Raw genomic sequence first — 21,472 nt, 5'->3', positions numbered from 1 at the left:
GTTGAGCACCACCGTCCTCGCCTTCGCCCTGCGGCGGACCGGCGCCACGCTGCTCCTGCTGCTGGCCCTGTCGCTGCTGGTCTTCGGCCTGCTGTACCTCGCGCCCGGCGACATCGCCAGGAACCTGCTCGGCACCCGCAACGTCACCCCTGAGGCCCTGGCCCAGGTCCGCGCGCTGCACCACCTGGACGAGCCGTTCCTTCAGCAGTACTGGCGGTGGCTGTCGCGCGCGGCGGCCGGCGACTTCGGCACCTCCATCCGCACCGGAGGGCCCATCGGGCCGACGATGCTGGACCGGACCGGGGTCACCGCGGCCACCGCCGGGCTGGCGTTCCTGCTGTCGGTCCTTTCGGGCGTGCCGGCGGGGATCGCGTCGGCGATGCGGCGCGGCCGGTGGCCCGACCGGTTCCTGGTGGGACTGTCGGTGGTCGGAGTCAGCGCCCCGGGCTTCGCCGTCGGCCTGCTCGCGCTGTACGTCTTCGCGCTCGGTCTGGGCTGGTTCCCGTTGTACGGCACCGGCACCGGTTTCCTCGACGGTCTGTGGCATCTCGTCCTTCCGGCGGCGGCGCTCGCCCTCGGCCTGGGCGCGTTCGTCGTGAAGCTGACCCGGGCGGCCGTGATCCGGGAGCTGGACCAGGACTACGTGACCTTCGCCCGGGGCCGGGGGCTGTCCGAGCGGACGGTGCTGCGCGTCGTGCTGCGCAACGCGGCCATCCCGATCGTCACCAGCCTGGGGCTGATGGTGGCGTACCTGTTCGGAGGGACCGTCCTCATTGAGGTCACCTTCGCCCTTCCCGGCCTCGGGTCGCTGATGGAGGAGTCGGTGCTGTTCAAGGACATCCCGGTGGTGCAGGCGCTGACCCTGGTGGTGGCCGCCGTGGTCTCGGCCGCGGCGCTGCTGGTCGACCTGTCGTACCTGCTGATCGATCCCCGCGTGCGAGCCAGGACGGCCCGCCGATGAGCCGGATCCGCGTGCCGCTCGTGCCCGCCGTCTCGGCCGCCCTCCTCGCGTTCGTCGCCGTCTGCGCCGTGGCCCGGGAGCTCGTCGCCCCGCACGCCCTCGACCAGGACATCTACCTGGGGGTGGTCGGCGGCGGGGTCGAGGGCCACCTGTTCGGCACCGACCAGCTCGGCCGGGACATCCTCCAGCTCTCGCTGGCCGGCGCCCGGTCCGCGCTGGCGGGTCCGCTCGTGGTCGCCGCGGGCTCGATGCTGATCGGGTTCTTCCTCGGCACGGTCGCGGGATATCGGGGCGGCGTCGCCGACATGCTGGCCGGCCGCTACGCCGACCTGCTGCTCGCCCTTCCCGCCGTGTTGCTGGCGATCGTCGTCGCGGGCGTGATCGGCCGCGGCTACTGGATCACCGTCGCGGTGCTGATCGTGCTGTTCTCGCCGTCGGACGTGCGCCTCGTCCGGAGCGCGGTGATCGAGCAGGCGCCACGGCCCTACATCGAGTCGGCCCGGCTCCTCGGCATCCGGCCCTTCCGGATCATGTTCCGGCACATCGCGCCGAACATCTTCCCGATCGTCGTCGCGAACCTCCTGCTGAACGTCGCGTTCGCGCTCGTCGCGCTGTCGTCGCTCTCCTACCTCGGCCTCGGCGTCCCGCCCGGCGCGCCGGACTGGGGGCGCCAGCTCGCGGACGGCCGGGAACTGCTCGGCGACAACCCGCTCGCCGCGGTCGTCCCGGGGGTGCTGATCATCATCACCGCCACGGCCGTGAACCTGCTCGGCGACTGGCTGTCGGAGCTGCTCGACCGCCGGGTGGTGGCCCGATGACCGCACCCCTGCTGGCCGTACGGGATCTCAGGGTCGCCGCGGCGTCGGGCACCATCGTCGCCGGTCTCGATCTCACGGTGGCGCCCGGCGAGACGGTCGCCATCGTGGGCGAGTCGGGCTCGGGCAAGTCGATGACCGTCAAGGCGATCGCCGGACTGCTGCCGGACGGGGTGCGGGCCTCCGGCCGGCTGGAGATCGGCGGCACGCGGCTCGACCTGGGCGGCCCGAAGTCGTCCTGGCGGGGCGTGCGGGGATCCGGGATGGCGCTGCTCCCGCAGGACCCCTTCACCTCGCTCTCTCCGGTCCACCGGATCGGCGAGCAGATCGGGTGGGCGGTCACCGCACGCCGGCGGACCGGCCGGGTCACGGCGCTCCTGGCCGAGGTCGGGCTGCCCGCCGACGTCGCCGGGAAGTATCCCTTCCAGCTGTCCGGCGGCATGCGCCAGAGGGCCGCGATCGCCGCCGCCCTGGCCGCCGATCCCGGCCTGCTGATCGCCGACGAGCCGACGACGGCACTCGACGTCACCACCCAGCACGAGGTCCTGGAGCTGATCGCCGACCTCCAGCGCGGCCGCGGCATGGGGTTGATCCTCATCACCCATGACCTGCGGCTGGCCCAGAGCAGGGCGGATCGGATCATGGTCATGTACGCCGGAAGGCTGGTCGAGGAGGGCGCCACCGCCGACGTGCTCCACGCGCCCGCCCACCCCTACACGGCACGTCTGGCCGCCTGCGACCCCCCGCTCACGCGCCGGCTTCCGGTGCTGCCGACCATTCCCGGCTCAGTGCCCCAGCCGTTCTCCGTCGGCGCCGCCTGCGCCTTCGCCGCGCGGTGCGAGTTCGCCGTGGAAGCGTGCCGTACGGCGGAGCCGGCGCTGGCCGAGGTGTCGGCCGGACATCGGACGGCCTGCGTCCGCCCGGAGACGGCGGCGCGGCCGGTCGCGGATGAAGACCACGCCGGCGCGGAAGCCGCGCCGCCTTCGGAGGCCACGCCGCTGCTCACGGTCGAGGGGCTGGCCAAGCGGTATCACGGCGCGGCCGCGCCGGCGCTGGCCGGCGTGGACCTGGAGCTCCTGGCCGGCGAGTCGGTCGCGGTGGTCGGGGAATCGGGCTCCGGCAAGACCACGCTGGCGCGGTGCGTCGCCGGGCTGGAACGGCCGGACACCGGGCGGGTCGTCTTCCACGACTCCGCCGCCGGGCCCAGGCGGGTGCAGATGGTGTTCCAGGACCCGTACTCCGCGCTCAATCCTGGGCTCAGCGTCGGGACGTCGCTGGCCGAGGCGCTCGCCGCGGCCGGGCGCCCGAAGTCCGAGGTGGGCGAGCTGCTCGAACTCGTCGGGCTGCCGGCGGCCTACGCCCGGCGCAGGCCGAAGGCCCTGTCCGGGGGCGAGCGCCAGCGGGTCGCCATCGCCCGCGCCCTCGCTCCGCGCGCCGGTGTGCTCGTGTGCGACGAGCCGGTGTCCGCCCTCGACGTGTCGGTCCAGGCCCAGGTGCTGAACCTCCTGGCGGAGCTGCGCCGCGAGCTCGGGCTGACCCTGCTGTTCATCACCCACGACCTGGCGGTCGCCCGGCAGATCGCCGACCGGGTCTACGTCATGCGGCACGGCCGCGTGGTGGAGGCCGGGCCGGTCACCTCCGTGCTGGGCTCACCGGCACACGAATACACCCGGCGGCTGCTCGCCTCGATCCCGGCGGCCCACTAAGCGAGGTTTCGGACCACCATGCCAGAACTCCAGATCGACATGCTGCCCGTGATCGGCGACGTGGGACAGGTCGCCGCCGGAGCCGGGGAGCTGCCCGAGGATCTGCTGCGCCGCTGGCGGCTCGCGGGCGGCGCCCAGGTCCGCACGCTCGTGACCGCCAGGAGGGACGGGGCGCTGGCCGGCGCGGCCTTCGAGGTCCACCGGCCCATGACCGCGTATCGCAAGATCGTCGATGTGTGGGCCCCGGACGAGGGCGTGGGCGACGCGCTCGTGGCCGCCGTCGAGGAGCGGGCCTTCCGGGAGGGCGCGGTCGCGGTGAAGCGGTGGTTCCCCGAGAGGGACGCCGCCTGGCGGCGGTCGCTCGACCGGGGCTATCGGGAGCTACCGGTTCCGGCCTGGGCGGCTCCCGTGACCGCCGATCCACGTGACACCGGATTCGCCCACGTGCGCTGGCGGGGCCACCCGCCCGCCAGGGCCGTGCCGTACATGCGGCAGACGACCGACTTCACCTGCGGCCCCGCCGCCCTGCAGATGGGGTTGTGCGGGCTCGGACTGCGCGACGAGCCGGACCGCGCGGAGGAGATGCGCCTGTGGCGGGAGGCGACCACCGTGGGCGGATGCGAACCCCTCGGCCTGGCGCTGGCCGCCGCCGGTCGGGGGGCGGTCCCGGAGGTGCTGCTGTCCACCGAGGAGCCGATCCTGCTGGAGCTGTGCCGTACGGACGAGGAGCGCGACCTCCGGGCGTTCATCCAGTCGGGGTTCCGGGCCGAGCTGGCCGGTCGGGGCATCGCCGTCGAGACCACGGCGTACGACCTCGGGAGACTGCGCGAGGCGCTCGACGGCGGGGCGATCGCGCTCGTGCTGATCGAGCAGCTCGGCATGCACGCCGAGAGCTGTCCGCACTGGATCACCGTCCACGGTTTCGACGGCGACGTGTTCTACGCCAACGACCCCTGGACCGACGCGGACCTGGGTGAGACCTACGCCGACGCCCTCGACCTGCCGCTGCCGGCCGCGACCCTGGACCGCCTCGCGTGGTACGGCTCGCCGAGCTACCGCGGCATGGTGCTACTCCGCAGGCCGCCCGCCTGATCTGCGTTTTTTTGGGGGGTGTTCAGTCGGTCGGCATCGAGACCAGGGTCAGCAGCCTGGCCGGCCGTGTGGCGGTCCGGTAGCTGTGCTCGGCCTCGGCGGAGAACCGGACCGCGTCCCCGGCGCGCAGCCGGACCGTCCAGGTGGCGATCTCCAGGGTCACCGCGCCGGACAGCACGTAGGCGAACTCCTCCGAGCCGCGCCCGTGCGGCGCGCTCTCGTGGGTGTGCTCGGCCGGAAGCGAGGACTCGTAGACCTCGAAGCGGCGGCGGTCGAGCGAGCTGAGCAGCGTGCGCGCCGACGCCGCGCCCACTTCGTCGCCCGGCGCGCGCCGCATCACCTGGGGTTCGTACAGCGGAGTCCGCGTGATGTCGGCGAATGACAGCTCCAGCGATTCGGCGATGCCCGACAGCACCTCCACCGTCGGGTTGGCCAGGCCGCGTTCGAGCTGGGACAGCATCGCCTTGCTGAACCCGGACCGGTCAGCGAGATCGCGGATGCTCAGCCCCCTCGTGCGGCGCGCGTGCCGGACGTTGTTCGCGATCGCTGCCCGCACCTGGTCCGAGAGGCCACTCACTCACACATCACCGCAAAAGATCGCACCGTTTCGCCAATCGTGCCACGTGCCGTACGCGTGGCGGATCCGAGGTCGCCACGTCAATCTTCTGTCAGATCCGCGGGTGTGCGCGTTAGGAAAGCGTCATGACCGGAAAGTTGCGGCGATCTGCGACCTAGCCTCCTCATTGTCCGAGTTGTTCCTGGAGGAACCAATGACAGAAGTCCCGCTATTCGTGCCGGTCCACGAGGGCGCGTTCGCGATGTCCGTGCGCCTGTTCCGGACCGCGTCGGGCAAGAGGACCGCGGTGGCCTTCTCGTCACCGATGCGGCTGGCCAAGGTGCTCGGCGCCGGCCAGCGCTGGGTGCGGCTCAGCGAGCCCGCTCTGCGGCAGATGCTCCGCGATCTCGACGTCATCGGCATCGTGGTGGACCCCGCGGGCACGATGCCGGCCCGTCCCCGCTACTCCGCCCGGGTCGCGTAATGTGCGCTCTCGCTCAGGACCTCACTCAAGACACCACTCAAGACACCACTCAAGACCTCACTCAAGGCCTCACTCAAGGCCCGGCCCACGGGCCGTGGTCCGGGACGACGCGGTTCACCGCCGACGGCGGAGCCACGGTCGGCGGTGTGCCGCTGACGGAGATCGCAGCCCGGTTCGGCACCCCGGCGTACGTCCTCGACGAGACCGACGTCCGCCTGCGGTGCCGTGCCTACAAGGCGGCGCTGCCCGGCGCGGAGATCACTTACGCGGCCAAGGCCTTCCTGTGCCGCGCTATGGCGAGCTGGATGCGGTCCGAGGGCCTCGGCCTGGACGTGTGCTCGGCCGGAGAGCTGACTGTGGCGCGTTCGGCCGGGTTCCCCGCCGAGCGGATCGTCTTCCACGGCAACGCCAAGACCCCGGAGGAGCTCCGGATGGCGGTAGACGAGGGCGTCGGGCGCGTCGTGGTGGACAACATCGCCGAGATCAACCGCCTGGCCGGGCTCGTCCCCCTCGGGCGGCGGCAGAAGGTGCTGGTCAGGGTCATCCCCGACATCGAGGCGGGAGCCCATGCGGCGATCCGCACCGGCGGCGAGCACCAGAAGTTCGGGCTGTCCATCGCGGCGGGCGGCGCCGGGGACGCCGTGGCCCGGGTGCTCGCGCAGCCCCGTCTGGAGCTCGCCGGGCTGCACTGCCACCTCGGATCCCAGATCTGTACGGCCGAGCCGTACGAGCGGGCGGCCCGCGTCCTGGTGGAGCAGCTCGCCCGCATCCGGGACACCTACGGCGTCGTCCTGCCGGAGCTGGACCTCGGCGGCGGCCACGGCATCGCCTACCTGGAGTCGGAGACCGGGCTGGACCTGGGCCGGTTCGCCGCGTCGGTCACGGCCGTGGTCGAGGAGCGCTGCGCTGGACTCGGCCTCCCGGCGCCGCGGCTGACGGTGGAGCCGGGACGGGCGATCAGCGGGCCCGCCGGGCTCACGATCTACCGGGTCATCGCGGTCAAGCGCGGAGCCGCCCAGACCTTCGTCGCCGTCGACGGCGGGATGAGCGACAACCCCCGGCCCTCCCTGTACGGCGCGCGCTACTCGGTCCGGATGGTCGGCCGCCGTTCCTCCGCCGGCATGCGCGAGGTGACCGTGGTCGGCCACCACTGCGAGGCCGGGGACACCATCGCGGACGGCGTGCCGCTCCCGGCGGACATCCGCCCGGGCGACCTGGTCGCGGTGGCGGCGACCGGCGCCTACCACCACTCGATGGCCTCCACCTACAACCTGACCGGCCGGCCGCCCGTCGTGGCCGTCAGCCAGGGCGAGGCCCGCCTCGTGATCCGCCGCGAGGCCCCCGAAGACCTGATGAGCCGCGACGTCGGTCTCTAGCCGACGGGGGGAACTGGCGAGGCTCACCGGCCGAAAGTACGCCTGATTCGTGGATGATCGGCCGGGTCAACTCGGGCCGTTCCGCCGATGAGCCGCCACCGCCTCAGTCGTCACGATCGAGCCATGACAGACGAGAGCAAGGCGGGGCGCCCTCGGCCCCGGAGCGGCCGGCGGACGGACGACCGGAACAACACTGGTGCCTCCGCCAGGGCCGGGTGGCTCGTGCCCGCCGGATTGATCGCGCTCAGCGCCGTTCCGGTGGTCGCCGGGGCCGCGCGCCTGACCGAGCTGGCCGGCGGCGCGGAGGTCACGGCGGAGAACGCGCGGTTCTTCGCGATGCCCCTGCCCGTGGTGGTGCACATCCTCAGCGCCACCCTGTACAGCGTCCTGGGGGCCTTCCAGTTCGCTTCCGGCCTCCGCCGCCGGAGGCCCGGCTGGCACCGCGCGGCCGGGCGGATCCTGGTCCCCTGTGGACTGGCCGTGGCGCTTTCGGGTCTGTGGATGACCCTGTTCTATCCCCGTCCTCCCGGTGACGGCGAACTCGTCTCCGGCTTCCGGCTGGTGTTCGGCTCGGCCATGGTCCTGTCCATCGTTTTGGGCCTCGCCGCGATCCGGCGGCGGGACATCGCCCGGCACGGCGCGTGGATGACACGCGGCTACGCGATCGGCCTGGGCGCCGGCACGCAGGTGTTCACCCACCTGCCCTGGATCCTGTTCCTCGGCAAGCCGGAAGAGCTCACCAGAGCCCTGCTCATGGCCGCCGGCTGGGTGATCAACCTGGCCGTGGCCGAGTGGGTCATCCGGAAGCGGCCGCCTCGCCCACGCCGCGCTTCTTCGGGGGCCGCCCTCGGGAGTGGGGTCAGTTCCTGACGCGCTTTGTCTCGTAGGCCCACATCGCGATCTCGACGCGGTTCCGGGCGCCGAGCTTGGCCATCAGGCTGGCGATGTGGGTCTTGACGGTGCTGAGAGAGATGTACAGCTCGCGGGCGATCTCGCTGTTGGTCCGCCCGCGCGCCACGGCGGCGAGGATCTGTTCCTCCCGGTCCGTGAGCGCCTCGATGGGGTGCGCCGGAGGTGAGGCGGGCCCCGCGTCGGCAAAGGCCTTGAGTAGGCGCGCGGTGACGCTCGGGGCGATGAGCGCGTCGCCACTGGCGGCGGCGTGGACGGCCTGGGCCAGCAGGACCGGACCGGCGTCCTTGAGGAGGAACCCCCGGGCGCCCGCCCTGAGAGCGGCGTAGACGTAGTCGTCGAGGTCGAACGTGGTGATGACGACGACGGCGAGGGGGTCCTCGACGGCCGGTCCGGCGAGGGAGCGGGTGGCTTCGATGCCGTCGAGGACTGGCATGCGAATGTCGAACAGGCACACGTCGGGGCGTAGGCGCCGCGCGAGCTCGACGGCTCGCGCCCCGTCGGCGGCCTCGCCGATGACGTCGATGCCCGGCTGGGCGTCGAGGATCATTGCCAGCCCGGTGCGGACGATCTCCTGGTCGTCGGCGACGATCACGCGGATGCTCATGCCGCCGACCCGGTCCGAGGCAGCATGGCGGTCACGGTCCAGCCTCGCTCTGGATTCGGACCGGCCTGGAAGGTGCCGCCGAGCAGGTCGGCGCGCTCCATCATGCCGATGAGCCCATATCCGGGCGACGCGGCCGTACGCCCGGGGCCGGTGTCGCCGTCGTCGCTCACGCACAGGCGCACCGACGTGTCGTCGGCGGCGACCCGGATCTCGATTCGGGTGGCGTGACGGGCATGCCGCCGGGCGTTGGTGACCGACTCCTGGGCGATGCGGTAGATCGCAGCCCCGACCGACGGAGGAATGTCGTCGAGGTCGCCGCGGATCTCCACGTCGACCGAGGGGCCGAGGCGGGATCGGCTGGCGAGCCGCTCCAGGTCGGTGATGCGCCGGCCGGGCGTCAGGTCCACCGGCTGGGTCCGGCGGAGAACCCGGACCATTACGCGCATTTCGGCGAGGGCGCGCGACGCCTCCGCCTCGATGACGCGGAGCGCCTCGGCCGCGGCCTCCGGCCGCGAGGCCGCTGTGGCGAGGCCTGCCTGGGCGCGGATGGCCATCGCCGAGACATGATGGGCGACGGTGTCGTGCAGGTCGCGGGCCAGCTGTTCACGTTCGAGCAGCTTGATCTGATCGAGCTCGCGCGTCCTCGCCTTGGCCCGGTAGCGGAACGCCCCGCCCAGCGCAACGGTCCCGAACAGAATGGCGCACCCGCCGGCCGTGTCGGCGAAACCGGTGTAGTGAAGGACTGCCGAGAGGCAGATCTTGGCGAGCATGATCGCCAAGCCGATGACGATCTCGCGTCCGGCCCCCCAGCGGAACAACGCGTACGGCAGAAGCAGCAGGTACACCATCGTGTACATCACCGGAGCGGCCCCACCCGTCAGCAGGAGGACCACCTCGGTGACGGCGGAGGTGATCGCGACCATCGGCAGCGGCCTCGTCCGGCGCCACAGCAACGTGGGCACCAGCCCGGCGACGACGATCACCGAGACGGCCCGCCACGAAAGACCCGGCCGCCCAATGCCTTCCAGCACCGTGATCGGCACGAGCACCCCCACGAGTGCCCAGTCCCGCCACACCCGCAAGGGTGGATGAGGAGGACGGGGCTCAAACCATACGGAGCGGAGAAGGCCGAGCATCCCATCATGGTAAAGAGCCGGAGACGCTCCCGGATCGACCCAAAGTACGAGACGCGGGCCGCCGCGGCGAGGCCGCCCCGTACCGCACCGGACAAATCAACACTAAAGCGTACATAACGTAACGAATATCAGCGCTTACTCGTTGTGATTGGCCGGGATGGAATGGTTGCTCAACCATGCCCCAGCATTGCCATTCAGGTTGGCGGGGTCCCGGCTGACGCGGTATAACCAAGGCATTGCTCCCCGTCGCCCTCCGGGATTGACGGGGCTTTTTCATGCCTGGAGGTTACGAGTAGTCACCGTTGCCCGGGCAGCGCGAGGTCGGTCCTCGGCCGGGCTGTGCCGCTTCCGGAGGGGCGAACGGCGCCGTTCCAGCGGTGAGGTGCAGCCGGCGGGCGAGCACTGGTGCGCGGCGGGGATGGGTGCGCGTGCGCATCAGGCGGCGGGTGCGACGGCGCAGGCGGCCCAGGTCGCGGAGCCTTCCGTAGGCGGCGCCCAGGAGTCCGGCGGCGAGGAACACGACCAGCCGGGCGGCGTCCGGTCCCCCGAACGTCAGCTCCCCCGTCGTATTGACCAGGAAGCCGGTCGCGAAGGCCGCCGCCATGACGGCCGTGACGAGGGTCGCGACGAGGTTCCGCGCCCGTGCCCCGAACACCCCGGTGACGACCGCCATCGCGGTCACACGCGCCGCTGTGTGCGCGGCCGGGAAAAGCGCCCCGACGGCCGCGCACGCCAGGACGACCACCGCGAAACCGCCGGGGATCAGGAGTTCCAGTGGCGCGGCGCCTTCACCGGGTGATGTCCGCACGCGACCGCCATTCCCGGTCCAGGCCCGCCACCGCTCGGCGGGCGATCCACGCGTCGCGGCCCGCCCGCGCCAGCCTCGCGACCGACCTGCCGCCCGCGGCGACGCGATCGAGCAGGGGCTCGAAGACGTCCCCTTCCGGGGGATGCGTGAACCACTCCCCGGTGGGCCGGAGGCTCATGCCGCACCCGCCGTGGGAGCTCCGACGCGGAAGCGCATGCGGCAGACGACGGTGTTTGTACGGCGGCGCAGCGCCCTGGCGAGGACGGCGCCGCGCTGGTTCTGCAGCATCCGCTGCCAGGCGTGCTCCGGCTCGACCTCGGCGATGAGCACGAAGACGTGCGGCTCGGGCACGCCGTTGAGGTAGTCGACCAGCGGCTCGTCCAGGCGGCGGTGGTCGTCGAAGAGCTGCACGAGCTCGACGTCGGGGTGCCAGCGCTCCCAGTCCTCGACCAACCGGCGGGCCTCCGGGGCGTCCTGAGGGTCGGCGACGTTGACGGCCACGACCCGGTCACCGAGCGACAGCGCGGCGGCGAGAGCGTCGCGCGTCAGCCGGTTCACCGCGTTGACGGGAACCACCACGAGCGAGCGGCGCGGCCGGGGCGGGACGGGGGTCCTGCCGAGCTCCAGCCGCTCGCCGATCCGGGCGTACGACGTGTGGACCCACCGCATCGCCAGCACCATCAACGGCAGCGCGACCACGATCAGCCAGCCGCCCTCGGCGAACTTCGACACGGTCACCACGACGGCCGCGACGAAGGTCAGCAGCGCGCCGAACCCGTTGAGGGCCGCCCGCCACCGCCAGCCGTCCGGCCGGGCCCGGACCCAGTGTTTGACCATCCCGGCCTGGGAGAGCGTGAAGCCGACGAACACGCCGATGGCGAAGAGCGGCACCAGCAGGTTCATGTCGCCCCGGGAGATCACCAGAAGGAGGCCCGAGGTGATGGCCAGGAAGGCGATGCCGTACCGGTGGACGTGCCGGTCGGCGCGCAGCGCGAAGAAGTGCGGCAGGTTGTTGTCGCTCGCCAGCAACTGGGCGAGGACCGGCAGGCCGCCGAAGGACGTGTTGGCGGCGAGCGCGAGCAGCACCACGGTGGAGAACTGCACGAGGTAGAACAGCGGGCCGCCGCCGAGCGACGCCTGGGTGACCTGGGCGAGCACGGTGACCCCGCCGACCGGCGCGATGGCGAACTTCTCGATCAGCGCCGCGATTCCGATCAGCATGACGCCGAGCAGCAGGCCGAGGGCCACCTCGGCGCGCTGCGCCCGCCTGACGCGGGGCTTCCTGAACGAGGGAACGGCGTTGGCGATGGCCTCGACGCCGGTGAGCGAGGCGCAGCCGTTGGCGAACGCCTTGAGCAGCAGCAGGAGGCCGACGGTGTGCAGGCTCTCCGCGTGCGCCGCGTGCTGGACGGCGGTCGCGGGGGCCCCTCTGAACAGGCCCGCCACGATCACCAGGAGGATCGCGCCGACGTAGATGACGGTGGGCGCGATGAACGCGCGGGCGCTGTGCGCGATGCCCTTCAGGTTGATCGCCGTGACCGCGGCCAGCACGGCCAGGCAGAGCCAGACCGTGTACGGCAGGAGCCCGGGGAAGGCCGAGGTCAGCGCGGCGACTCCGGCGGCCACCGACACCGCCACGTTGAGCACGTAGTCGACGATCAGGCTCGCGCCGGCGACGAGACCGGCCTGGCGGCCGAGGTGCGTCTTGGCCACGCCGTACGCGCCGCCGCCCTCGGGGAAGGCGGCGATGACCTGGCGGTAGGAGAACGTCAGGACGGCCAGCAGTCCGGCGATGGTGAGCGTGACCGGGATGGTGAACCCGAGCCCGGCGCCTCCCGCGAGGGCCAGCACGATCACGATCGCCTCGGGACCGTACGCCACGGACGCCATCGCGTCGAGCGACAGGGCGGCCAGGCCGCCGATCACGCTCAGCCGGTGCCTGTCGTCGCTATCGGGAGGCTCCTTCGCCGCGGGGGCCGAGACGGAGGTGAGCACTGCGGACATCACGTCCTCCTGTAAGGGGATATGTCCTAATCGTCATCCCAGAGTGGGCCTGTCCCGGCACTCTCTGACGCATCCTTGACGGCGGGGATCGATATCCCTACGCCTTCCTGACTCCCCGGTGGCGGCGCCGTTCAAGGGAGGGATTCACGGCATGAAGCGGTAGCCCATTCCCGGCTCTGTGATCAGATGCGCCGGGTGGGCCGGGTCGGTTTCGAGCTTGCGGCGGAGCTGGACCATGTACTGCCGGAGGTAGTGGGTCTCCTTGACGAACTTGGCGCCCCACACCTCCCTCAGGAGCTGCCGTTGGCTGACGAGCTTGCCGGGGTTGCGGAGCAGGATCTCCAGGATGTGCCACTCGGTGGGCGTCAGCCGTACCCCGCTGGAGACCGTCTTCCGGCTCAGGTCCACGACGTGCTCGCCGACCTGCACCTGCGCGAGCTCCGTGTCCTGGACGGCGGCGCGGCGGGTGACCGCCCGGACCCGGGCGAGCAGCTCGTCGATGCCGAACGGCTTGGTGACGTAGTCGTCGGCCCCGGCGTCCAGGGCGTCGATCTTGTCCTGGTTGCTCGCCCGCCCTGACAGCACGATGATCGGAATCGAGCTCCAGCCGCGTACCCCGTAGATGACGTCCACCCCGTCGATGTCGGGCAGGCCGAGGTCGAGCATGATCAGATCGGGCTGCCAGTCGGCCGCCTGACGCAGCGCCGCGCCGCCGTCGGCGGCCACCGCGACCTCGTAGTGGCGGGCCACGAGGTTGATCCGGAGCGCGCGCAGGATCTGCGGTTCGTCGTCCACCACGAGGATGCGCGTCATGACGCCGCCTGTACGGCCTGGGCGCGCGACGAGATGGGAAGTGTCAGGATCATGGTGAGACCTCCTCCGGGGGTGTCGTCGGGCGTCAGCGTGCCGCCCATCGCCTCCGCGAGCCCCCGGGACAGCGCGAGGCCGAGGCCCACTCCGGTGTGGTTGTCGCGGTCGCCGAGGCGCTGGAATGGCATGAAGACCCGGTCGTGGGCCTCACGCGGGATGCCGGGCCCCCGGTCGACGACGCGGACCTCGACCTGGTCGCCGTGCGAGCTGGCGGTGATCAGCACCTTCTCGCCCGGCGGGTTGTAGCGGACGGCGTTGGACATCAGGTTGACCAGGACCCGTTCGAGCAGGGCGGGGTCGGCCACGACCTCCGGCAGCTCGGCCGGGCTGTCGGCGCGGACGCCGCCGCTGAGCGGGCCGAGGTCGTCGATCGCCCGGGGCACGACCTCGTCCAGCGCCACGGGCTGGAGGGACAGGCCGAGCACTCCGGCCTGGAGGCGGCTCATGTCGAGCAGGTTGGCGACGAGGCGATCGAGCCTGGTGAGCGATTCGTCGGCGGTGGCGAGGAGCTCCTCGCGATCCTCGTCCGACCACACGACGTCGGCGCTGCGCAGGCTCTCGACCGCCGCCTTGGCCGACGCCAGGGGCGTGCGGAGGTCGTGGCTGACGGCGGCGAGGAGCGCGGTGCGCATCTTGTCCGCGGCGGCCAGCGGCCTTGCCTGCTGCGCCTCCTCGGCGAGCCGTTCGTGCCGCAGGGCCACGGCCGCCTCGGCGGCGAACGCCTCCAGCACCCTGCGGTCGGAGGCGTCGAGCAGCCGCCCCCGCGCGGCGAGGACGAGGTCGTCGTCGATCACCACGTCGGTATCGGCGGCGCCGGGGCAGGTGGACGGCGGTCCGCCCGAGGTGCCGACGATCCGCCACGCCTCGGGCTCCGACTGGTCGTCGGGGCCGGGCTCCCCGGCCCGCTCCAGCAGGGTGACCGACGCGAGGCCGAAGGTCTCCCTGAGCCGGGCCAGCAGGGACGGCAGCGCGGCCTCGCCGCGCAGGACGTGTCCGGCGAGCGTGGACAGCACCTCGGCGTCCGTGCCCGCGCGGGAGGCCTCTCTCGTACGGCGGGCCGCCACGTCGACGATCGCGCTGACCGCCGCGGCGACCAGGATGAACACGACGAGGGCGAAGAGGTTCTCCGGGTCGGAGATCGTCAGCGTGTGGATGGGCGGCGTGAAGTAGTAGTTCAGCAGGAGGGACCCGCCGACGGCCGCGGTGATGGCCGGCCACATGCCGCCGATGAGCGCGACGCCGACGACCATGAGGAGGAAGAGCAGGATCTGGCTGGGCAGCGTCAGCATGTCCCGGAACGGGATCAGCGCGGCCGTGAGCGCGGGGACTCCGGCGACGGCCACGGCCCACCCGGTCGCCCTCCGCCCGCGGGTCAGCGCGGCCCGCGCCCGTGAGGGACGGCCGCGCCCCCTCTGCGCCTCGGCGTGGGTGATCATGTGGACGTCGATCGAGCCGGACAGGGCCGTCGTGGTGACGCCCACTCCCCGGGAGAGGATCTGCGCGAGCCTCCCCCGGCGGGAGGCGCCGAGCACCAGCTGGGTGGCGTTGACGCCACCGGCGAAATCGAGCAGGGCGCGGGCGACGTCCTCGCCCACGACCTGGTGGTAGGTGCCGCCCAGGCTCTCCACCAGAGTGCGCTGGCGGGCCAGGTTGGCGGGATTGTCCCCCGTCAGGCCGTCGGCCCGGGTGACGTGGACGGCCAGCAGGTCGGCGCCCTTGGTCCTGGCGGCGATCCGGGCGGCCCGCCGTACCAGCGTGTCGCCCTCGGGGCCGCCGGTCAGCGCGACCACGACGCGCTCGCGCGCCTCCCAGGTCGTGGCGATCCCGTGCTCGGCCCGGTAGCGGTCGAGCTGGTCGTCGACCTTCCCGGCGACCCACAGCAGGGCGAGCTCGCGCAGCGCGGTGAGATTGCCGACCCGGAAGTAGTTCGACAGCGCCGCGTCGATCTTCTCGGGCGTGTAAACGTTGCCGTGGGCCATCCTGCGGCGGAGCGCTTCCGGGGCCATGTCGACCAGCTCGACCTGGTCGGCCCGCCGTACGACCTCGTCGGGCACGGTCTCCCGCTGCGGGATGCCAGTGATCTCCTGGACGACGTCGTTGACCGACTCCAGGTGCTGGATGTTGACCGTGGAGATGACGTCGATGCCGGCGTCGAGGAGGTCCCCGATGTCCTGCCAGCGCTTGACGTTGCGGGAGCCGGGCACGTTGGTGTGCGCCAGCTCGTCGACCAGCGCGACCCTGGGGGCCCTGGCGATGACGGCGTCCACGTCGAGCTCGGTGAAGGTCGTCCCCCGGTGGACCATGGTCTTGCGGGGGACGACCTCCATGCCGTCGAGCAGCTCGGCGGTGTGGGCGCGGCCGTGGGTCTCGACGAGACCCACGACCACGTCCCTGCCACGCGCCAGCGCCCGGCGGCCCTCGCCGAGCATCGCGAAGGTCTTGCCGACCCCGGGAGCCGCCCCGAGGTAGACCCGCAACCGCCCGCGTGGCACACCCACTAGTGGTCCTTGTCCAGGGCCAGGTTGAGCTCCAGCACGTTCACGGCGGGCTCTCCCATGAATCCGAGCGCCCGGCCGGTGGTGTGCTCCGCGATGAGCGCCTTGACCTTTGCCAGGTCGAGGCCGCGCTCCCTGGCCACGCGCGGCGCCTGGAGCTCGGCGTAGGCGACCGAGATGTGTGGGTCGAGGCCCGAGCCGCTGGCGGTCACCGCGTCGGCGGGCACCACGGCGGTCGAGGAGCCCCGGACGGGGACGGTACGGCCGGCCGAGTAGTCCTCACCCGGCTTGCCGCACTCGACCTTCACGCCCTGGTAGTCGGCGATGAACGGCGCCGCCGGGCAGGCCTGGTTGACGCTGACCGCCCTGGTCGGCGCGCCGACGGCCGGGAAGACCTTCAGCACCGCGCCGACCCCGTCGGCCGTGCAGTACGGCCTGGCCCCGCTGACGCCCTCCAGCTCGCCGACGGCCCTGCTGCGCGCGCAGACCTGGGTGAGCAGGCTCTGCTTGCCGGTGTCGGGGTTGCCCTCGTCGTCCTTGGCACCGGGCACCGGGAGGACGTCCAGGACGTCCTCCGGGCCGAGGTTGCTCGCGGCGGTCGACTCCATGTCGTATCCGGTGCCGGCCGCGGAGGGACGGCTCTGGAAGTACTTCTTGATCGGGTTGCCGTCTTTGTCGGTGAAGCTCTGCCCGACGAGGGAGCTGCCGACGTCCTTCCCGTCCTTCTGGACGATCGAGCCGTTGGCCTTGCCGTTGAACACGGCCTGGGCGACGCCGGTGGCCACCAGCGGGTAGATGACGCCGGTCACCACGGTCAGCACGAGCAGCGCGCGCAGCGCGGCGAGGTGCTGCCGGAGCCAGCTTGGCAGGCGTTCCATCACGACATCCCCGGAATGAACTGGATGATCAGGTCGATGAGCTTGATGCCGGCGAACGGGGCGACGATGCCGCCCAGGCCGTAGACGTAGAGGTTGCGGGACAGCAGCTTCGAGGCGCTGGAGGGCCGGTACCGCACGCCGCGCAGGGCGAGCGGGATCAACGCGATGATCACCAGGGCGTTGAAGATGACCGCCGACAGGATCGCCGACTGCGGGCTGGCCAGGCGCATGACGTTCAGCGTGTCCAGGCCCGGGTAGACCGCCGCGAACATCGCCGGGATGATCGCGAAATACTTGGCGATGTCGTTGGCGATCGAGAAGGTCGTCAGCGCGCCTCGCGTGATGAGGAGCTGCTTGCCGATCTCGACGATCTCGATGAGCTTGGTCGGGTTGGAGTCGAGGTCGACCATGTTGCCGGCCTCCTTGGCGGCCGACGTGCCGGTGTTCATGGCCACGCCGACGTCGGCCTGCGCGAGCGCGGGCGCGTCGTTGGTGCCGTCGCCGGTCATGGCGACCAGCCGGCCGCCCTCCTGCTCCTTCTTGATCAGCGCGAGCTTGTCCTCCGGGGTCGCCTCCGCCAGGAAGTCGTCCACCCCGGCCTCGTCCGCGATGGCTCTCGCGGTCAGCGGGTTGTCACCCGTGATCATGACCGTGCGGATGCCCATGCGGCGCATCTCGTCGAACCGCTCGCGCATGCCCTGCTTGACGACGTCCTTGAGGTGGATGACGCCCAGGACGTGCGCCTTGCCGTCGGCGACCTCCCCGACGACCAGCGGGGTGCCGCCGCTGCCGGAGATGGCGTCGACGATGTGGCCGACCTCGTCGGTGGGATGGCCGCCGTTGTCGCGGACCCACTTCATGACAGCGGTGGCCGCGCCCTTGCGGACCAGGCGGCCGTCCACGTCCACACCCGACATGCGGGTCTGGGCGGTGAAGGGCACCCACGAGGCGTGGGCGAGCTCGCCCGGCTGCCGCTCGCGCAGGCCGTACGCCTCCTTGGCGTAGACCACGATCGAGCGGCCTTCGGGGGTCTCGTCCGCGAGGCTCGCGAGCTGCGCCGCCGTGGCCAGCTCATCGGCGGTGACGCCATTCGCGGGGACGAACTCCGACGCCTGCCGGTTGCCCAGCGTGATGGTGCCGGTCTTGTCCAGCAGCAGCGTGCTGACGTCGCCCGCCGCCTCCACCGCGCGGCCGCTCATCGCGAGGACGTTCCGCTGGACGAGCCGGTCCATGCCCGCGATGCCGATCGCGGACAGCAGCGCGCCAATCGTCGTGGGGATGAGGCAGACCAGCAGCGAGACGAGCACGATGCCCGTGACGCCGTCGCCCGTGAGGGCCAGGGAGTCGGGGACGCCCGGGTTCTGCGCCTTGGAGAAGATCGCCAGCGGCTGCATGGTCGCGGTCGCGATCAGGAAGATGACCGTGAGGGCGGCCAGCAGGATGTTGAGCGCGATCTCGTTCGGCGTCTTCTGCCGGTTGGCGCCCTCGACGAGGGCGATCATCCGGTCGATGAAGCTCTCGCCGGGCTTCTGCGTGATCTGCACGATGATCTTGTCGGAGAGCACCTTCGTGCCGCCGGTGACCGCCGAGCGGTCGCCGCCGGACTCGCGGATCACGGGCGCGGACTCGCCGGTGATGGCCGACTCGTCCACGGACGCGATGCCCTCGACCACGTCGCCGTCACCCGGGATGATCTCCCCGGCCTCGACGACCACGAAGTCGCCCTGCTTGAGCTCGGGGGCGCCCACGGTGTCCCACTCCTGCGAGGCGCGGCCCTTGAGACGGCGCGCCGTGGTGTCGCGCTTGGCGGCGCGCAGCGTGGCGGCCTGCGCCTTGCCGCGGCCCTCGGCCACGGCCTCGGCCAGGTTGGCGAAGACGACGGTCAGCCAGAGCCAGACGACGATCGCCCAGGCGAAGACCGAAGGATCGGTGACGGCCAGCACGGTGGTGAAGACGGCGCCGATCTCGACGATGAACATGACCGGGTTGCGCCACAGCGTCGCCGGGTTGAGCTTGCGCAGCGCGTCGGGGAGCGACTTGACGAGCTGCTTGGGGTCGAGCAGACCGCCGCCGACCCGGCCGTTCCTCTGAGGAGCGGGAGTACGGCCCGGCGCTTCGAGCACGGGGGTGGACATCAGTGGATTCCTTCTGCGAGCGGGCCGAGCGCCAGGGCGGGGAGGAAGGTCAGCGCGACGAGGATGATCGTCACGCCGACGACCATGCCGACGAACTGGGGCCGGTGCGTGGGCAGCGTTCCGGCCGACGCCGGGACCGGCGACTGCCTGGCCAGCGAGCCCGCCAGGCCGAGGACGAAGATGATCGGCAGGAACCGGCCGAAGGCCATGCACAGGCCGAGCGCGGTGTCGTACCACGGGGTGTTGACGGTGATGCCCGCGAACGCCGACCCGTTGTTGTTGGACGCGCTGGTGAAGGCGTAGAGCACCTCGGACAGGCCGTGCGCCCCGCCGTTCAGCATGCTCGCCCGCTGCTCGGCCGAGCCCATCGCGAGGGCCGTGCCGAGGAGCACCAGGGTCGGGGTGATCAGGAAGTACATCGACGCGAGCTTGATCTCGCGGGCGCCGATCTTCTTGCCCAGGTATTCGGGGGTCCGGCCGACCATCAGGCCGGCGACGAACACGGTGATCACGGCGAGGACGAGCATGCCGTACAGGCCGGAGCCCACGCCGCCGGGCGCGACCTCACCCAGCATCATGTTGAACATCGTGATCATGCCGCCGAGCGCGGTGAACGAGTCGTGGAAGGAGTTGACGGCTCCGGTCGAGGTGAGCGTCGTCGCGGCGGCGAACGTGCCGGAGTTGGGCACGCCGAAGCGGACGTCCTTGCCCTCCATCGCGGCGCCGACCGCCTGCGGCACCGTGCCGCCGTGCGCGATCTCCAGGCCGGTCAGTACGGCGATGCTGGCGAAGGCCAGGATGCCCATGACGGCGGCGATGGCGTAGCCCTGCCGCCTGTCGCCGACGATGCGGCCGAAGGTGCGCGGCAGCGCGAACGGCAGGACCAGGAGCACGAAGATCTCGAACCAGTTCGTCCAGCTGTTGGCGTTCTCGAACGGGTGGGCGGAGTTGGTGTTGTAGAAGCCGCCGCCGTTGTTGCCCAACTCCTTGATGATCTCCTGGCTGGCGACCGGTCCGCCGGTGATGGCCTGGTGTCCGCCGGCCAGCGTAGTGACCGTGTGCGCCTCGGAGAGGTTCTGGATCAGACCACCCGCCATGAGGACGATGGCGCCGACGAAGGCGACGGGCAGCAGGATGCGGACGGTGCCGCGGACCAGGTCCACCCAGAAGTTGCCCAGTTCGTCGGTCCTGCTGCGGGCGAACCCGCGGACCAGCGCGATCGCGACCGCCATGCCGACCGCGGCCGACACGAAGTTCTGCACCGCCAGGCCGGCCATCTGCACCAGGTGGCCCATCGTGGACTCACCCGAATAGGCCTGCCAGTTGGTGTTGGTCACGAAGCTGACCGCGGTGTTCCACGCGATGTGGTCGGTCACCGCGGGGAAGCCCAGCGACAGGAACAGCTTGTCCTGCAGGCGCTGGAAGCCGTACAGGAACAGGATCGATATGGCGGAGAACGCCAGCACGGCGCGGGCGTAGACGCTCCACCGCTGCTCGGCGTCCGGCTGGACGCCGATGAGCCGGTAGATCACCCGCTCGGAGGCGAAGTGCCTCTTGCTGGTGTAGACGCGATACATATAGTCGCCCACGGGCCGGTGCGTCAGCACCAGAGCGACAAGCAGGGCCCCGATGAACAGGATCCCGGCGGTGGTAGATGACATCAGAACCGCTCCGGGAACAGCAGGGCCGCGACCACGAAGATCACTAGGCCGATGGTGACCACCAGGCCAGTGGCGTTGACAGCGCTCACAGGCGCTCCACCGCCTTGACGACGAGCCCCATGATCGCGAATATCACGATCGTCAGGGCGACGAAGATGACGTCGGCCATCCCCACTCCTCAAAATTTCCGGACGATGCCTCAGCCACCCGGGACGGATGGCCACAAGGAAAGCAAAGTCCCCGATTCGGGGGCTTTCGCCGGTCTTGACGGGTTCCATACGCCGTCAGGCGGAGTATTGACGTGATCTGTACGTCGTCCCGGAGTCCCCCGCGGCCGCACCGTGTGGGAGAAGAGCGACCTCCCCCTCCAGCGCCTGGTCAGGTGGTCAACAGCCCGGCGTGCCGGGTTCCGCACGCGGACATCAGGCGACGACTCCGGGGCGGAAGGTAGGCGGCGGCAGCATGAGGCGGCTCAGCGCCCGCGTCAGTCGTTGGTCGCGACGTTCTGAATCGCACGGGCGAGCCGGGCAAGATCGACGCCTTCGAGGTGGTCAAGAAAGTGCCGGCGCACGCTCGCCAAGTTGCTCAACCATGCCCGTTCCAGGCGGGCGAGGCCGGCGTCGGTGAGGACGGCGTTCCACCCGCGGGCGTCGTCGTCGCACCTGACCCGTTCGATCAGGCCCTGACCCTCCAGGCGGGTGACGATGCGGGTCATCCCGCTCAGCGAGAGTTCGCAGGCGACCGCGAGTTCGCCCATCCGCATCCGCCGCTGCGGTGCCTCGGACAACCGCATCAGGGCCGTCCACTCAATGAGCGGCAACTGCTGTTCGCGCACCATGTCGGCGTCGATCGCGCGGGGCAGCGCGTACATCACGCGAGGCAGCGCACGGACCAGCGCGTCCTCATCAGGAGTCAGTGGCTGCAACGGCTCCGCTGTGGTCATGGCCACATTCTACTTGCTTCACAAAGCAATCACGAA

20 protein-coding genes are annotated in these 21,472 nt (G+C 71.4%); 7 read left to right on the top strand and 13 right to left on the bottom strand.

What is annotated here, in order from left to right; genetic code table 11:
- Nucleotide 1: 1 nt before the first annotated feature.
- From ABH927_RS26230 to ABH927_RS26215, 4 genes are read left to right on the top strand one after another with little or no spacing between them, the layout of a single operon-like run.
- Nucleotides 2-961: an ABC transporter permease gene (locus tag ABH927_RS26230; protein WP_370025766.1), complete on the top strand. Its 960-nt coding sequence runs from the start codon at nt 2-4 to the stop codon at nt 959-961.
- Nucleotides 958-1,779, top strand: coding sequence for an ABC transporter permease (locus tag ABH927_RS26225; RefSeq protein ID WP_370025764.1), 822 nt, complete (start codon nt 958-960; stop codon nt 1,777-1,779). The genes ABH927_RS26230 and ABH927_RS26225 overlap by 4 nt, the downstream gene beginning before the upstream one ends.
- Nucleotides 1,776-3,482, top strand: coding sequence for a dipeptide ABC transporter ATP-binding protein (locus ABH927_RS26220; RefSeq protein WP_370025762.1), 1,707 nt, complete (start codon nt 1,776-1,778; stop codon nt 3,480-3,482). Before ABH927_RS26225 ends, ABH927_RS26220 begins: the two co-directional genes overlap by 4 nt.
- 18 nt (nt 3,483-3,500) lie before the next feature.
- Nucleotides 3,501-4,574, top strand: coding sequence for a peptidase C39 family protein (locus ABH927_RS26215; protein ID WP_370025760.1), 1,074 nt, complete (start codon nt 3,501-3,503; stop codon nt 4,572-4,574).
- 22 nt (nt 4,575-4,596) lie between these two features.
- On the opposite strand, the gene ABH927_RS26210 is transcribed toward ABH927_RS26215, so the two are convergent.
- Entirely contained in the window at nt 4,597-5,151 is a 555-nt protein-coding gene (locus tag ABH927_RS26210) for a helix-turn-helix domain-containing protein (RefSeq protein WP_370025759.1), read from the bottom strand.
- Nucleotides 5,152-5,344: 193 nt separating this feature from the next.
- Between ABH927_RS26210 and ABH927_RS26205 the strand changes: the two genes are divergently transcribed.
- From ABH927_RS26205 to ABH927_RS26195, 3 genes are all read left to right on the top strand, one after another.
- Nucleotides 5,345-5,614: an SAV_915 family protein gene (locus ABH927_RS26205; protein WP_370025757.1), complete on the top strand. Its 270-nt coding sequence runs from the start codon at nt 5,345-5,347 to the stop codon at nt 5,612-5,614.
- Entirely contained in the window at nt 5,614-6,990 is a 1,377-nt protein-coding gene (gene lysA, locus ABH927_RS26200; RefSeq protein ID WP_370025755.1) for a diaminopimelate decarboxylase, read from the top strand. Before ABH927_RS26205 ends, lysA begins: the two co-directional genes overlap by 1 nt.
- Before the next feature lie 123 nt (nt 6,991-7,113).
- Nucleotides 7,114-7,860 carry a DUF2306 domain-containing protein gene (locus tag ABH927_RS26195; RefSeq protein WP_370025753.1) on the top strand — a complete coding sequence of 249 codons (747 nt, stop codon included), beginning with the start codon at nt 7,114-7,116 and terminating at the stop codon, nt 7,858-7,860.
- Here the strand turns inward: ABH927_RS26195 and ABH927_RS26190 are convergent.
- The 12 genes from ABH927_RS26190 to ABH927_RS26135 form a co-directional block, all read right to left on the bottom strand.
- Nucleotides 7,850-8,506, bottom strand: coding sequence for a response regulator (locus tag ABH927_RS26190; protein WP_370025751.1), 657 nt, complete (start codon nt 8,504-8,506; stop codon nt 7,850-7,852). The two genes, ABH927_RS26195 and ABH927_RS26190, sit on opposite strands and share 11 nt — an antisense overlap.
- Nucleotides 8,503-9,582: a sensor histidine kinase gene (locus ABH927_RS26185; RefSeq protein ID WP_370025917.1), complete on the bottom strand. Its 1,080-nt coding sequence runs from the start codon at nt 9,580-9,582 to the stop codon at nt 8,503-8,505. The genes ABH927_RS26190 and ABH927_RS26185 overlap by 4 nt, the downstream gene beginning before the upstream one ends.
- Before the next feature lie 346 nt (nt 9,583-9,928).
- Nucleotides 9,929-10,450, bottom strand: coding sequence for a hypothetical protein (locus ABH927_RS26180; RefSeq protein WP_370025750.1), 522 nt, complete (start codon nt 10,448-10,450; stop codon nt 9,929-9,931).
- Entirely contained in the window at nt 10,431-10,628 is a 198-nt protein-coding gene (locus ABH927_RS26175; protein WP_370025748.1) for a hypothetical protein, read from the bottom strand. Before ABH927_RS26175 ends, ABH927_RS26180 begins: the two co-directional genes overlap by 20 nt.
- Nucleotides 10,625-12,454 (bottom strand): APC family permease, encoded by a 1,830-nt coding sequence (locus ABH927_RS26170; RefSeq protein ID WP_370025746.1) that lies wholly within the window; start codon nt 12,452-12,454, stop codon nt 10,625-10,627. The genes ABH927_RS26175 and ABH927_RS26170 overlap by 4 nt, the downstream gene beginning before the upstream one ends.
- Before the next feature lie 144 nt (nt 12,455-12,598).
- Entirely contained in the window at nt 12,599-13,267 is a 669-nt protein-coding gene (locus tag ABH927_RS26165) for a response regulator (RefSeq protein ID WP_370025744.1), read from the bottom strand.
- Complete coding sequence (locus tag ABH927_RS26160) at nt 13,264-15,816, bottom strand: DUF4118 domain-containing protein (RefSeq protein ID WP_370025915.1); 2,553 nt, start codon at nt 15,814-15,816, stop codon at nt 13,264-13,266. The genes ABH927_RS26165 and ABH927_RS26160 overlap by 4 nt, the downstream gene beginning before the upstream one ends.
- A gap of 5 nt (nt 15,817-15,821) precedes the next feature.
- On the bottom strand, nt 15,822-16,697 hold the full coding sequence (locus tag ABH927_RS26155; RefSeq protein WP_370025742.1) for a potassium-transporting ATPase subunit C: 876 nt from the start codon (nt 16,695-16,697) through the stop codon (nt 15,822-15,824).
- Complete coding sequence (kdpB, locus tag ABH927_RS26150; RefSeq protein ID WP_370025740.1) at nt 16,697-18,832, bottom strand: potassium-transporting ATPase subunit KdpB; 2,136 nt, start codon at nt 18,830-18,832, stop codon at nt 16,697-16,699. Before kdpB ends, ABH927_RS26155 begins: the two co-directional genes overlap by 1 nt.
- Nucleotides 18,832-20,493 (bottom strand): potassium-transporting ATPase subunit KdpA, encoded by a 1,662-nt coding sequence (gene kdpA, locus ABH927_RS26145; protein ID WP_370025738.1) that lies wholly within the window; start codon nt 20,491-20,493, stop codon nt 18,832-18,834. Before kdpA ends, kdpB begins: the two co-directional genes overlap by 1 nt.
- Nucleotides 20,493-20,582 carry a K(+)-transporting ATPase subunit F gene (gene kdpF, locus ABH927_RS26140; protein WP_261585127.1) on the bottom strand — a complete coding sequence of 30 codons (90 nt, stop codon included), beginning with the start codon at nt 20,580-20,582 and terminating at the stop codon, nt 20,493-20,495. Before kdpF ends, kdpA begins: the two co-directional genes overlap by 1 nt.
- A gap of 395 nt (nt 20,583-20,977) precedes the next feature.
- Nucleotides 20,978-21,436, bottom strand: coding sequence for a MarR family winged helix-turn-helix transcriptional regulator (locus ABH927_RS26135; protein ID WP_370025735.1), 459 nt, complete (start codon nt 21,434-21,436; stop codon nt 20,978-20,980).
- Nucleotides 21,437-21,472 lie beyond the last annotated feature (36 nt).

The organism is Planotetraspora sp. GP83 (assembly GCF_041262585.1).
Classification (GTDB): Bacteria; Actinomycetota; Actinomycetes; order Streptosporangiales; family Streptosporangiaceae; genus JAOEGB01.
The sequence above is the reverse complement of the archived record's forward strand: the minus strand, read 5'-3'. Positions and strand labels throughout refer to the sequence as shown.